At 49.7% G+C, this 13,789-nt stretch carries 8 protein-coding genes; all 8 read right to left on the minus strand.

Features of this window, described 5'->3' with window-relative positions; translation table 11 throughout:
- Nucleotides 1–14 precede the first annotated feature (14 nt).
- A complete protein-coding gene (locus A8O25_RS04810; protein WP_193788615.1) occupies nucleotides 15–3,173 on the minus strand; it encodes a SusC/RagA family TonB-linked outer membrane protein in 3,159 nt (1,052 codons plus the stop codon).
- A 121-nt stretch (nucleotides 3,174–3,294) separates the two neighbouring features.
- Nucleotides 3,295–4,380: a glycoside hydrolase family 5 protein gene (locus A8O25_RS04815; protein ID WP_066831599.1), complete on the minus strand. Its 1,086-nt coding sequence runs from the start codon at nucleotides 4,378–4,380 to the stop codon at nucleotides 3,295–3,297.
- Nucleotides 4,381–6,205: 1,825 nt separating this feature from the next.
- Nucleotides 6,206–7,597, minus strand: coding sequence for an SGNH/GDSL hydrolase family protein (locus A8O25_RS04820; protein WP_066831601.1), 1,392 nt, complete (start codon nucleotides 7,595–7,597; stop codon nucleotides 6,206–6,208).
- A gap of 244 nt (nucleotides 7,598–7,841) precedes the next feature.
- Complete coding sequence (locus A8O25_RS04825; protein ID WP_066831603.1) at nucleotides 7,842–8,429, minus strand: LutC/YkgG family protein; 588 nt, start codon at nucleotides 8,427–8,429, stop codon at nucleotides 7,842–7,844.
- Nucleotides 8,419–9,810: a lactate utilization protein B gene (locus A8O25_RS04830; protein WP_206598646.1), complete on the minus strand. Its 1,392-nt coding sequence runs from the start codon at nucleotides 9,808–9,810 to the stop codon at nucleotides 8,419–8,421. The genes A8O25_RS04825 and A8O25_RS04830 overlap by 11 nt, the downstream gene beginning before the upstream one ends.
- Complete coding sequence (locus A8O25_RS04835; RefSeq protein WP_066831606.1) at nucleotides 9,807–10,547, minus strand: (Fe-S)-binding protein; 741 nt, start codon at nucleotides 10,545–10,547, stop codon at nucleotides 9,807–9,809. Before A8O25_RS04835 ends, A8O25_RS04830 begins: the two co-directional genes overlap by 4 nt.
- Nucleotide 10,548: 1 nt before the next feature.
- Entirely contained in the window at nucleotides 10,549–11,940 is a 1,392-nt protein-coding gene (locus A8O25_RS04840) for an FGGY-family carbohydrate kinase (protein WP_066831610.1), read from the minus strand.
- A gap of 484 nt (nucleotides 11,941–12,424) precedes the next feature.
- Nucleotides 12,425–13,699, minus strand: a complete 1,275-nt coding sequence (locus tag A8O25_RS04845) for a sugar isomerase (RefSeq protein ID WP_066831614.1) — start codon at nucleotides 13,697–13,699, stop codon at nucleotides 12,425–12,427.
- Nucleotides 13,700–13,789: the final 90 nt, after the last annotated feature.

A 13,789-nucleotide genomic window follows, 5' to 3' on the forward strand; every position in this document is an offset into this window, starting at 1 on the left:
CCATGTATGTTGTCTTAGAAGCTGGTGGTCAGACCAAATGTAACGGTCCTTGCCAACGGATAAGCTGAAAAATCAAACCCTGGGGTTAAAGCAGAGTGACGGGTAGATACGTCTGGGTTAGAACCTGAATAGTTGGTCCATGTGTAAATGTTTTGAGCGGAAGCATACACCCTCAGCGTCTTCAATTTGATTCTGTGAAGAAGGGCTTCACTAAAGTTGTACCCCAATGAAACAGTTTTTAAGCGCAGGAACGATCCATCTTCCACTTCTCTACTGGAGTAATACAGGTCCCTTTTCCCTCCGGTGCGGAAGTAAGTGTTGCTAGGGTTTTCGGGGGTCCAACGTTCTGCAACTTCAGCGTATTGGTTTAAGCCCACCATCCGTTTGGCATTGCCCTCAAAGAACAGCCTGTTGGCATTGATGATGTCATTTCCGTAAGACCACTGAAAGAATACATTCAGGTCAAACCCTTTATAAGTAATGTTATTGGAGAACCCACCTGTGTGCAACGGAATACCTCTGCCAATCACCGCGAAATCAAGTTCATTCACCACAAGGTCCCCATTGATGTCTTTATACTTGATATCTCCAGGTTGTATGTTCTGTCTGGGCTGGGAGTTGTTAGGCACCGTTGACTTTAACACATATGCGCCGTTTGTTGACACATCAAAATCTTCCAGCTGGTAAACACCATCCCAGATCAACCCGTACATCTGCCCAATGGGTTGCCCAAGGGTAGCAATATAGGCGGGTGTGTTGGCAAAATCCTGATCAAACCGTACGGTTTGCAACAACGAGGTTTGTCCTTCATTCAGCCCCAGCACTTTATTCTTATTGAAGCTGATGTTAAAATTGGTGCTCCACTCAAAGGTGTTCTTCCGGAGATTGATGGTATTGATGGTGAACTCCAGACCGTCATTCTGCACCTTACCAATATTTTTGAAGGCAGTGGCCTGCTCGCTGGTGTTCACCAGACCTGTAGTGTAAGGCAAGTTGGCATTGAGCAATACATCTTTGGTTGTTTTTCTGTAGAAATCAACTACCATGTCTACCCGGTGGTTGAAGAATGCCAGGTCTACGCCTATGTTAGATTGCACAGTGGTTTCCCATTTAAGATTTGGGTTCCCATAGCTTTCAAGAATAGCCCCTCTGGTGGGTGAACTGTTGTTAAATGAATACCCGCTTGTTCTGGGTACCACCAGCGTAGACATATAGGCAAAATCTGAAACACGGTTGTTTCCAGTGGCGCCATAGCTCGCCCTCACTTTAGCATCTGAGAGTAAGCTGATGTTTTTCATAAAGTTTTCTTCAATCACTCGCCAGGCAAGGCCAACCGATGGGAAAACACCCCAACGGTTTCCGGGGGCAAACTTGGAGGAGCCATCATACCGAAGGGTCCCGGTTACAATGTATCTGTTTTTATAGCTGTAGTTTACCCGACCCAGGAACGAAGCCATACTCCAACGGGAAGAACCAGAGGTTCCAAAATTTGCTTCCGCCTCATCTAAACCATCTACTCCGGTCTGCTCGTTCAATGCCTGTATAGCCTGGAAACCATAGTTGCCATCTTCCTGCTTTTGGATCACAGTTCCTACTACCGCTGTAACCGCATGGTCCGTTTTAAAGGTTTTGCGGTACGTTAAGGTATTGGTGTTATTCCAGTTGGTCACTGGCCGGTGGTAGATATACCCGTTCAGCTTTTCATCCCGTCTAAAGTTACCGCGGGCGGTGCTGGAGTTGAAGAAGCCTTGTCTTTCCATCATGATATTGGTGGCGCCACCTGCAATACGCAATGTAAGGCTTGGAATAATGGTGTACTCTACATAGGCATTGGCCCTGAAGTTATTCACCAATACCTGCAAAAAGTCGTTTTTGGCAGAGACTACTGGATTCACCCTGAAATCAGACTCAGGCAAGGTTGGGTCAAACAACTGGTCTCCCGCCGTTTCATTAGGTCTGTTCACTGGCCGGTGCCCCCAAACTGAGAAAAGAAGACTGAGGTTGCTGTACATTAACCGCGTGGTGTTGGCATCAGTGGCGATAGTCCCGTTTGTCTTCTCATTACTATAGTTGAGGTCAACGCCTACTTTAATCTTCTTACCTAATTTCTGATCAAGCGTAATTCTCCCCTGGTAACGTCTAAAACTGGAATTAACAATGATCCCATCCTGATCAATGATGTTGCCTGAAATTGAGTAAATGGTATTATCATTCCCCCCCCTTACCGATATCTCATGGTTCTGCACTGGAGACCGTTGGTAGATCTGATCCTGCAAGTCAATAGTAGGGGCATTGCGGTAAGACTCTAAATCACGTCCCTCTACAAAAAAAGCCTTCTCAGCAAACTCAGCATTTAGCTCAGACTGGTATTTTACATATTCATAAGCATTTAGCAGCTTAAGAGATTTGGGGTTTTCAGAGAATCCGTAGTAGGCGTTATAGGTAACCACAGGGGCACCCTTTTTACCACGTTTGGTAGTGATCAATATGACACCGTTGGCTCCCCTGGCACCATAAATAGCCGTTGCCGAGGCGTCTTTCAAAATATCAATTGACTCAATATCATTAGGGCTCAACGAGTTGCTGTAAGACTCCTCCATGGGGAAACCGTCAATCACATATAAGGGCGCTGAGCTTCCTGTAATAGACCCCACCCCTCTGATGACAATATTCTGATTTGAGCCTGGCTGCCCGTCATTGGCAGAAACCAATACGCCGGCCACCCTGCCTGCAAGGGCCTCATCTACTGATTTCACGGGCGCTTTATAAATATCCTGCATGTTGGCCATACCCACAGAACCTGTCAGTTCCTGCCGTGTGGCGGTACCATAACCAATCTCCACCTCCTGCAGGAGCTTCGCATCTGTCTGCAAGGCCACATTCACTTCGCCAGAGGCGGGAATTGCCATTTCCCTGGGCTTGTAGCCAATAAAGGAAATAACCAAAGTACCTTCCCGGTTAGGAACTGTAAAGGAGAAAGTACCGTCAACACCCGTTGACGCACCGTTGGTTGTCCCTTTTACCATGACAGTGACGCCAGGAAGCCCTTCCCCTTTTTCATCAGTGATCCGGCCTCTTACGTTCAGCCCTTGCGCAAAGAGTTCTGAAACAGAGAGGAGAACCAATAGAAGCATTAAGAGATAACTCACCCTACTCAGTAAATTGTTTTTCATACATAAAGCGTTAGAAGTTACTATACCATTAAAACCAGCCAGCATAGAAGGGAGTGCAGCCACAAAAGTGAGGCTATACCTACCGCTCATGCATCTGATAAAAAACTGCAGTGGTTGCAGGTTATTTACAGTTTGTATTAGCTATTTTATATTTTTCAAGGATCTGCATCTGCGGTCTTTCCTCGCCGTTTCTAGGCTCCACCGCCAGTCTGTATTTCCCCCATCTGGGCCCGGCAGCCCAATAAGTGCCATTGATGCAGTTCTCCTGTAAATGTTTCAAGAACACGTCAAGGGTCACTAACCAACGGGGGTCGTCATCTGGCACCCCATATTCCCCGACAAAGCCTCTCTTATTATTGTCTTTTAACCATTTCAAGAACGGTGCGAACCGGGTAATACCAGTGGTAGGCGAGGCCAGTTCCTCTTCATAAGACATTTTATAACTTCCTGAGGCGTCATTGTCAAAATAGACATGCACCTCATACACCAGGTTGTCTGCAGGGTCTTTCAGGTCTTTCAGATTATCACTAAACTCCATCCAGCGCTCGGCAGAACTCCAACTGTCACCACCTATCAGGATAGCCGTTTCAGGATCTGCCTTTCTAATGCTGTTGATACAGGCTTGGGCAATGGTAAACCATGGGGTGGAGGGCAACATGTCATGCGGCTCATTCATAACTCCGTATCCCCAGATATTTGAATAGCCTTTAAACTCAGTGGCTAGTTTCCCCCAGGCATCTGCTACCGCCTCTACAGACACCTCAGGCGTCTCACCTATTATATAGGTGGTGCCATTGATTTTCCGGCGGCAGTAGTTGTGCATATCCAGGATAATCCACATATCCCTATCGCGGGCAGCATCTACAAAGGTTTTCATCCGTTTCAGCTCCACCTGATCTAAAGGACCTCCTAATTCCCTTTGGATCCTTTCCCATTTAAAGGGAAACCGTACCATCGTTAACCCTTTTGATTTCATATAATCCAGTTGCTTCTCGGTGGGGTACCCATAGTCTACATTAATAACCCCGGGCATATTCTGCCCAAAGTCCCCACCCGCCTGGTTCAACCCGAAGGGAAACGACTTATCCTTTAATTTTTTTGAAGCCACCTCAGAAGGCCCCACTAACTTACCCACCGTTGAAGTACTGGTACACCCTACAAATGACACAGCAGAGAAAAAAACAAGGAGAATTCTGATAAATTGCATACTAAAATATTTTGACACGTCACCTCTCCTTAGAAAGGCTTCAATAAGAAAAAGTAAAAGAAACCTAGATCAAGTTGTGGAGAATAGAAAAACCAGAAGCAATTCTAACGAATGCAGGTGTTTATATTTCTATAATTTTCCCAATGCTCAATCTATCCAAACACCCCTAACGCACTAAGAATTAAACATTACAAACTTAGCTTATACCTTAAACTAAGACAAGTACTTTTTTAACATTTTCTCAGACAAATCTGACTATTACCGCCCGAATCTCCTATTCTGAGTCACTTCACAAGAAGAAAAAAGTGGCACGGCTTCTTAAAATAGTTTTGAAATAAGCCGCAGTTAATTAACAACCTCTAATCACTTATACCAACTCCCCAACCCTATTTGCTATTTTCACAACAGGATAATCCTAGCCAAGTAGACATGAAACCACTCCCAGATATGAGTCTACAGCATTCTGTATAATAGTTTTTTTACCAAATTCTCAAAACCATGAATCCCCGCTGCTTCTTTAGATACAGGATATTAAGAACTAAACCACCCTTTCAGAACCCGTACAAAATTGCATTTTAACCATATACAAAACCTGATCTCCAGCCTCCGCAGCAGCAGAAACGCTCATAACCTGCCTTTTCTTAAGCCAAGAGGGTTTAAAGTATCATTCTCACATTAGAAAGGCAGTAAGAAAGTAAAGGAGACAATCATCAAACCCTTTACATAACCTAAGAATGGGTATGGTGTCAAAGGCTTAACTTTTATACCTGTACAACGTCTAATCCTGGTCTTACTAAAAAGATGCCTGATCAAAAGATTTCATCTTATTTCTGACAGAAGTTTCTTTCTGGGTCTTTGGGTAATAGGATTCTCTGTTTTGGAGCTGTTTTCCTGAAAGTAGCCCTAAAACGTCCGCACACACAAGAAGACTTATGGGCGAGGAACAGAAAGGGTGGATCTGGAAACGTTTCAAAAACTTTAAGAGCTTTCTCTAAAAAACCAGACTGAGAACCTCTCCTTTCTTTGTATCTGGGTTTTGGAGGAATAAAAGTAGGGGAAGGAAATAACGTCTCTTTCACTACTTTCTACTGCTCCCAATGTTCCTAAAGGTTCTTTCAGATAAAAGAATCTTCGTTTAGAGCTTGTTTAAATTATGATTTTGCAAGCGAAAACGGGGAGCGAAAGGTTCTGGCGAAGCGTTTTTTGAGCAGCATACGCCCCGCTATGGTGCGAGTCAACCGCGAAGTCAGGTTCTTTTGATACCCGTTTGCAGCGCAAAAGGCAAATTTGAACATGCTCTTATAGTATTCTGACCTGCCAAATATTTGAGAGCATCATATTCCTTCCTACAAGAAACTTCCTGGTGCCAAGGCTCTGAAGGAGGTAGATACAAAGTGTTCAACAGCCTGGAACAATAAAGTTTAGCTGGCGAAAAATGGGAATGAGGTTTAGGCCACGTCATCTTAGTGAGGCTAAGCACCACCAGGGGGAAAGAAAATGGCAGATTCCAATTCTATTGCTACCGTATTAGAGCGCAAACGGCAAATTCAAACATGCCCTAAGCATCTAAAGACTGTATACATGAGAGAGTTAACCCAGACAGATATTCCTCCCAGCAAAGTAAGGCGCACCTGTGATCTGGGCAAATTCTTTGTCAGGTCACGGGGACATGCATGAGGGTGTGACCGAAAATAAAACTCCTGTTTTAGGGCTGTTTTCTTAAAAACAGCCCTAAAACAGGAGCCCGGGAAACTCTTACAGCAAATGGCTCTAACTCAGGAAAGCTGAACCTCACGGTTCCTAACCTACCAGATTTTAGAATAAACTACCTTGATTTCTTTTCTAATTGGTAGGTGCGCAAAACCGGTTGACTCTCCCGCCTGATGTCCACCATGAGCTGGGCAGCCTCCTTTTCAAGCTGCCCCTCCCGGGGCTTGTTTTTCCTATAGCTCTCAAAGTAGTTCCTGATACCTAGGTAGCGGGCATCTTTTTTAGCCTGTAAATCTTGCAGAATAGCGTCCATGGCTCGCTCCAGGGCAGGCATGTCCTGGGCCCAGAGGTTTGCAGGCAGGTACCTCACCTCCACCAGCCGTATATCACGTAACTGTTTCTGCACCAACCGCCGCTGCTCCGCCAACTGCCTCACGCGCAATGCCTGCTGGTATTGGGGGGTATTTTGCTGCAATGCCAGGTTAACTCCTTTGGCTAATTCTGCCGAGGTAAAGACCCCTACCCGGGTGCTGTCAATAAGCAACGTGTAAGTTCCCTTTTTGAGCCTGGTTACCTGCAGCACCTCCTGGTTCATTTCCTGGGTAAAGGGAACCAGGGCCAAGGCTGCCTCTGCCTCGGCGGCAACTGCAAAAGGCAAACTTCTTTCCTGTATGGCAAAACTGAGACGTCCTTTTGCTTGCCGCACTTCCTGGACCGTACAATTCTGCTCCTCCTCCACCTTTCCTTTTTTAAGGTGGAGGCGGGACACCAATGCTGGGGCGCCCGTTTCTTTCAGGAACTGGTAGGCCATAACAAAACTTCCCAGCGCCCCGGGATGGATGCGGTCATTGCTCACCACTGTAGCCGTTGGGTCAGCGGCCTGCAGTTGTCGGTTCACCTGCTGCATAAGGGTAAAGTAGTCAACCGTTTGTACCCCGTATTTCTTCGCCAGCTCATCAATTATGACCGTACATTTCTGTAGGGCGTCATTCACGCCCAGCTGGTTTTCTGCCGGAAGGTCGCCGGTTTGGTCATAGATAGACGGCTTCTGCAGAAGGATGCGGGTATCTGTTTTTTGCAGCCGCTGAATGAGTGCCTCCAGGTTGTTTCTATAGTTATTCAGATGCCGCTGCTTCTCTGCCTCCAGGTTAGGCTCTGCGCGGCGGGCGGGTGCGTACAGGGCGCGGTTCACATCATTCATGCCGGCCATGATGATTGACCAATCAGCATCATTGGTCAAAATATCAGTGTCTAACCGCCGCAGCATGTCACTGGCATTGTCACCCCAAATACCGGAGTTGTAGAAAGTGATGTTTCTCTCCGGAAAACGGGTGGCGTAAAACAGCAGAATATTGGTGTGGAACTCGCCGCCGTGCGTAATACTGTTGCCAATGAAATTGACTTTGTCGCCGTCTTTGAAAAGCCCGGTTTCTGCAGACTTAGTTTGCGCGTGAAGCCTGGAACTGCCAACTACGTACAGAATCAGCAGAAGAACTCTTATATGCATATACACTGAATGATAACTTGAACAATTCACCTTCTTATCTCTAACCTGTTTTCCCAAAGAAACCTTATTCATTGTTTTATTTTTCAATTCTGGTGCAAGCGCCTGCCAGTGCCTTTCAGGGAGTGCGACTCTGTTTTTGGCCTGTTTTCCAGAAAGTAGGCCTAAAACGCAGGCAGAGGCAAATGCCTGCGCTGGACACCGGACTGGCCAACTCCATAGTGCTTAGATAGGCTGCCTCCTTCCCTTAGTCTATCAGAAACACCGTCATGGTTCTGGGACCATGCGCCCCCAGCACCAATGACTGCTCAATGTCTGCGGTTTTAGACGGACCGGCCATGAACACCCCATAGCCGTACGCTGCTTGGCCAATTCTGGCGTAAGCGTCTGGCATAAGCGGAAGAATCTGCTTGACGGGCAGCACTACCGCCAGATGCTGCGTTATAAACGGCAGCACCCGCACTCCCATCTGCTCCTCGGTAAGCCACACCGCCCCGTTCTCTGCCACCCCAAAATGCGCCGCAGCCACTGCCAAGTCTACAGTAGCCAGCTGGTGACGGTGGGCATCTTGCAGGGGAGTGGCCTCTGCAAAGCCGGCCAGCTCAGGAATTGCCGAAATGATTCTATGGCTAGGCAGAAAGTTCTGCCTTAGCACCTGGGCCACCTCTCCATAGTCCATCACGCGGAAGACCCTTGCTCCAATGGCTACGGCCACTTCCGTGAATCTTCCCGACAATTCAGATGTATCCTGCTGGAACGGAGGCACCTCTGGCAAAGGCAGCAAAGCGGGTTGGTTCTGGGCCACCGCCCGCAAAATTTTTTCTCTACTGGTCATGCTGCTTCCGGTTTTTGCGGTACCATTCCCTGAAGGATTCATTGGGCGGTTGGGGCATCTCGCGTTGTTTGTACCAGGGATTGAACGAGTTATTCACCAGCAAGGGCACTCTTCTCATAAACAGGCGCCCTGCCTTGCCCGCCAACTTGAAAGTAGCAGGTGACGACAAAACGGCGGCCATGGCTTTCATGCCCGCTGCCTTCTTCGCGTCAACATGGCCTTCCTGCACCACCACCTGCCGCCATTTGTACAGCTGGTCATGGATGTCAATCTTCACCGGGCACACATTGGTGCAGGAACCGCACAGAGTAGACGCGAAAGGTAAATCAGCGTGCTTCTTCATGTCCAGGTTAGGGGCCAGAATAGAGCCAATGGGGCCCGCCACCGCACTCTTGTAACTGTGCCCGCCGCTTCTCCGGTACACGGGGCAGGTATTCATGCAGGCCCCGCACCTGATGCATTTGAGCGAATTCCGGAAGTCCTCCCGGCCCAGTTGCACGCTGCGCCCGTTGTCTACCAGCACCACGTGCATCTCATGCCCCGGGCGTGGCTTCCTGAAATGGCTGGAGTAGGTTGTAATGGGTTGGCCGGTAGCGCTTCTGGTGAGCAACCGCAGAAAAACACCCAGGTGCTCCCGCCTGGGAATCAGCTTCTCAATGCCCATGCTGGCAATGTGCACGTCTGCCAGGTGCGCGCCCATGTCGGCGTTGCCTTCATTGGTACAGACCACAAACTCGCCCGTCTCGGCTACCGCGAAGTTCACGCCCGTTAAGGCGGCCCGGCGGGTGAGAAACGTCTCCCGCAAATGCTGGCGGGCGGTTTCCGTCAACACCTGCGGGTCAGACATACCGGCCTCGGTGCCCAAATGCTCATGGAAGATTTCGCCAATCTCCTCTTTCTTTTTATGGATACAGGGCAACACAATATGGCTGGGCGGCTCCTGGGCCAGCTGCACAATGCGTTCGCCCAGGTCTGAGTCAATTACCTCAATGCCGTGCCGGGCCAGGTAGTCGTTCAGGTGGCATTCTTCGGTGAGCATAGATTTGCTTTTCACCATGCGGTCTACGCCGTGCTTTTGCAGAATGGAAAATACTATTTCGTTATGTTCCTGCGCGTCAGCGGCCCAATGTACCGTTATGCCATTGGCCTGCGCGTTTTTCTCAAACTCTTGCAGGTATTGGCTCAGGTGAGACAGCGTGTGCGCTTTGATCTGTGAGGCCGTCTCGCGCAGCAGTTCCCAGTCCGGAATGGCGAAGGCGGCTTTGTCCCGCTTCTGCCTAATAAACCACAGCGTCTCGTCATGCCAGTTCACGCGGGGCTCGTCCTGGTTAAAAACATCGGCCAGGGCCGAATGGTCTCTTGTTTTCCCTGCCCCCATCATGCCTCCTGCGCGTTTAAAATTTCAGCAATATGCATGACCTTGACGTTGCTCTTCTGGCGACGCAGAATACCCTCCAGGTGCATGAGGCAACTCATGTCTGAGCCGGTAATTACTTCGGCCCCGTGCTGCAGGTGGTCAGTTATGCGGTCTTTCCCCATTTTCACAGATACCGCTTCCTCGGTCACGCAAAACGTACCGCCAAAACCACAGCACTCATCTTTCCGCGAGAGCGGAATCAGTTCCAGGCCCTGCACCAGGTTCAGCAGTTGTTCGGGCTTGGAGAAAGGTGGTTCCACCCGCTCGGTCATCTGCGACAGCCGCAAGCCTCTCTGCCCGTGGCAACTCTGATGCAGCCCTACTTTGTGCGGAAACCTTGCGTTCAGACTTTCCACTTTCAGTACATCTGTGAGGAACTCCACCAGCTCATACACCTTGCCCCTGATGTTCTGCGCCTGCGCCTCCTGCTTATGAGAATGCAGATGCTCTTTCACGTGCAGCACGCAACTACCAGAAGGCGACACGATGTAGTCATACTGAGCAAAATTCTCCACTAATAACTCGTTGCAGCCTGAGGTGAGGTGCTCAAAGCCAGAATTGGCCATGGGTTGGCCGCAGCAGGTCTGCCGGGCCGGGAATTCTACCTGAACGCCCGCCTTCTCCAGCAGCTCCAGCGTGGCAATGGCTGCCTTGGGGTAAAACTGGTCTACGTAACACGGGATAAAAAGCCCTACGGTCATGTTAAGCCTCCTGATGGGTTACCGCGTAATACTTCAGTTCAATAATATCATTGGGAAGGGGTTTAGAATTCCAGTGCGGGTGAACGGCCAAAGCCGTTCCAATGGCCGTGGCCTGCGCCATGGAGGCCGCGTACACCTCCTTCTCCGGGAAAGCCGCCGCCAGCAGGTGCATGTAAATAGAATTCTTGCCAAAGCCCCCGTCCACAAAAATCCGCTTCACGTTGGTGCCCTCCACCACCAGCTGGGTAGACCGCACCTGTTGAATGACCAGATCCAGAATGAGTTGGTGGTAGGCTTCTGTGGCAGAAGCAAAAGCGGTTAAGTCCCGTTCAGCAAAAGTCGGTTTCTCCTGGTTTTCGGCCGGCGGCCGAAGGAGAGCGCTTAGGTCCTGCCCTTGCAGCAGCGGCTGGAGAACCTCAGGGTCATAATTCACGGCTTTGAACTCCGCAATATTTTGATCAAAGTGGCCTGCAAGGCGTTTCACCTGCTGCTCGTGTTCATAGCCCCCGAAGAACCTGGACGCTTTCACCGGCCGTCCTTTGTATTGCAGGTAACAGAGGCAGTCTTGCCTCAGCTCCTCAGAAGTGAGCGGCGCGTCATTAAACGGGTTGAGGGTAATGCACCAGGTGCCGGTAGAAATCAGGGCAAAAGGCTCGTGAAAGTTCACCAGATACGGAATGAGCGCGGCAGAGCTGTCGTGCAGCCCCACCCCTACTTTGTAGCTGTTTCCGGAAAAAGAGGCCAGAAACGCCTCGTCTGACCGCCGCAGGGGTGCCAGCTTGCCCAAGATTCCCTCCTGTTTCACCCACGCATGGTAATCGGCTTGGGTGTAGTCCCATAAATGGGTGTGGCAGCCAATGCTGGTAATGTCTGAACAGAACTCGCCGGAGAGGAGGTAGCTCAGGTACTGGGGCAGGTGCAGGGCGTATTTCACCTGGTTAAACACTTCCGGCTTCTCTTGCTTGAGGCGGTAAAGCTGCAGGCCCGAGTTTAGGCTGCCCAGCACCGGGGAAGCCGTTTCTTTGGAAAGCTGTTCCTGGCCGCCATAGGTGGCATAAAACTGCTGTAGCAACTGCGGTGGGTAGGGCTTCAGGTAATTGTACAGCGGGCAGAGGGGTTTGCCCTCGTCATCTACGTAGACAAAGCTGGCGCCGTAGGTAGAGAAGTTGATGGCTTTCACCTCAAACTCGGGTCGTTTGAAGACTTCTCTGAGAGAATCAAACACTGACAGCCGCAGGCTCTCCAGGTTCTCACACGGGTCACCGTCTTCGTCTACCGTCTCTGTAAACCGCGCCGACCGCTCATACACCATTTGATAGTGCTCGTCAAAGAGGAACAGCTTCTTGTTGGTCTTGCCTACATCAAAAACAGCGATTACCGGTATTTTCTGCATCAGGTCAATTTGTGAATCAGCGATTGAGTGAATAGGTGGAATTATAGCAGTGAGAATAGCCAGAGCCACCCATCAAATAACTCTGCCGTTGTTGAATGTTTTACCCAACAACTTAAGTTGAACCTGCTTAGAGCTTTTCATTTCCTGCATTTTATAGGTTTTGTCTGGCGCAAGCGCCGGCTTGTGCCTACGTTTTTGGGCTACTTTTTGAAAAACAGCTCTAAAACAGAAGCCCACTATTCCCATTGGCACAAGCGAATGCTTGCGCCAGAGATTAAAATGAAAACTTTAAACAGGTTCATTATGGGGAAACCTGGCAGGACAGCCACAAAAGATTGCCCTGCCTTTCTATCCATTGTACTTACAGCTTAAATTGTGGGCAAACTAGAAAAGCAACTATACCCGCTACTGCCGTTCGCCACCCAGACCTTTTCAGGATGACAAAAATGTATAGTTATTTTTGCCCTTTGCATGGTAAGGCAAGTTATAAACCAGTTGAAACGGTTTTCAGCCCTCTCTCCTGAATCAGGTTCTCGCGCACTTTTAGCTGGCGGTACAGCTCTAACGCATTAACGGCCCCGCCTGCCCGTAGCTGCGCCTCTGCCACCAATGGCCGTACATCTGTGCGGAAAGCGTCTTGCAGGATTTCCTGGGCGCGGGCCACATCGTTCTGCTGCTGGGCTTCGGTCAAGGCAGTTCTGTCAACCATTAAGGACTGGGCGTAGGCAATCATGATGGCCTGCACTGACTGCAGCAGGTCTTCCAGCGGGTCTTTCAGGTTATGGGCCTGGTCAATCATCCAGCCCAAGTCAGTGGCGTGGTTCATGCCGCGGGCATCCATGCCCTCTACCAGTTCGTTGAAAATCAGGAACAGCTGGTACGGTTTAATGCTGCCGGTGGTGAGGTCGTCATCGGCGTACTTGGAGTCGTTGAAATGGAAACCGCCCAATTTGCCTTCCATCAAGAGCAAAGAGACAATCTGCTCAATATTGGCATTGGGCAGGTGGTGGCCCAGGTCTACCAGCGTGTATGCCTTGGGCCCCAACTTATTGGCCAGCAGCAATGACTGCCCCCAATCGCCAATGGTGGTGGAGTAGAAATTTGGCTCAAAGGCTTTGTACTCCACGTACATCTTCCAGTTTTCCGGCAGGGCGGCGTACACCTCCTGCAAACTCTCCAGCGTGTTCTGGAACGCTTTTCTAAAGTTCAGCTGCCCGGGAAAGCAGGAACCGTCTGCCAGCCAAACCGTCAAAGACTCAGAGCCCAGCTCCACCCCGTGCCTGATTACTTCCAGGTTGTGGTCAATGGCCTGCTGCCGCACCGCCTTGTCTACGTGCTGCATAGACCCGAACTTATAGCTCAGCGGCTGCCCTGGCTGGTCCTGGAACGTGTTGGAGTTGACGGCGTCAAACGTGAGCCCGTGTTGCGCGGCCAGGGTTTTGATGGCTTTGTAATCCTGCGGAATATCCCAGGGAATATGCAGCGAGATGGCGCCGCTGGAGCGGTTCAGGGCGTGCAGCAGCCCTACGTCCTCTATCTTTTCCTCAATGGTTCTGGGCTCACCCCCGCCGGCAAAACGCCCGAACCGCGTGGCACCCGTACCCAACGCCCAGGACGGAATGGCAATCTGGAAATCCACCAGCTTCTGCAGCACCTCTTCTACCTGGGCTATGCCTTCGGCGATGAACTCAAACTTGCGGTTATGGCTGGCCTGTTGGGTGTGGTTGAATTCGTCTATCTTATATTTTTCTATTTGCATGGTGTTGTTTGTTAGTCGTTAGCGGGCAAATCAACTGCATGGAGCCACATTTTCTGTTTTTTGCTGTTCTGTTAAACAAAGCCAGGAAAC

The organism is Rufibacter ruber, from assembly GCF_001647275.1.
GTDB lineage: Bacteria > Bacteroidota > Bacteroidia > Cytophagales > Hymenobacteraceae > Nibribacter > Nibribacter ruber_C.

Coding starts and splice junctions, on each gene's coding strand:
- A8O25_RS04810 (WP_193788615.1), bottom strand. CDS start 3,173: ATGAAAAACAATTTACTGAGTAGGGTGAGTTATCTCTTAATGCTTCTA.
- A8O25_RS04815 (WP_066831599.1), bottom strand. CDS start 4,380: ATGCAATTTATCAGAATTCTCCTTGTTTTTTTCTCTGCTGTGTCATTT.
- A8O25_RS04820 (WP_066831601.1), bottom strand. CDS start 7,597: ATGCATATAAGAGTTCTTCTGCTGATTCTGTACGTAGTTGGCAGTTCC.
- A8O25_RS04825 (WP_066831603.1), bottom strand. CDS start 8,429: ATGACCAGTAGAGAAAAAATTTTGCGGGCGGTGGCCCAGAACCAACCC.
- A8O25_RS04830 (WP_206598646.1), bottom strand. CDS start 9,810: ATGATGGGGGCAGGGAAAACAAGAGACCATTCGGCCCTGGCCGATGTT.
- A8O25_RS04835 (WP_066831606.1), bottom strand. CDS start 10,547: ATGACCGTAGGGCTTTTTATCCCGTGTTACGTAGACCAGTTTTACCCC.
- A8O25_RS04840 (WP_066831610.1), bottom strand. CDS start 11,940: ATGCAGAAAATACCGGTAATCGCTGTTTTTGATGTAGGCAAGACCAAC.
- A8O25_RS04845 (WP_066831614.1), bottom strand. CDS start 13,699: ATGCAAATAGAAAAATATAAGATAGACGAATTCAACCACACCCAACAG.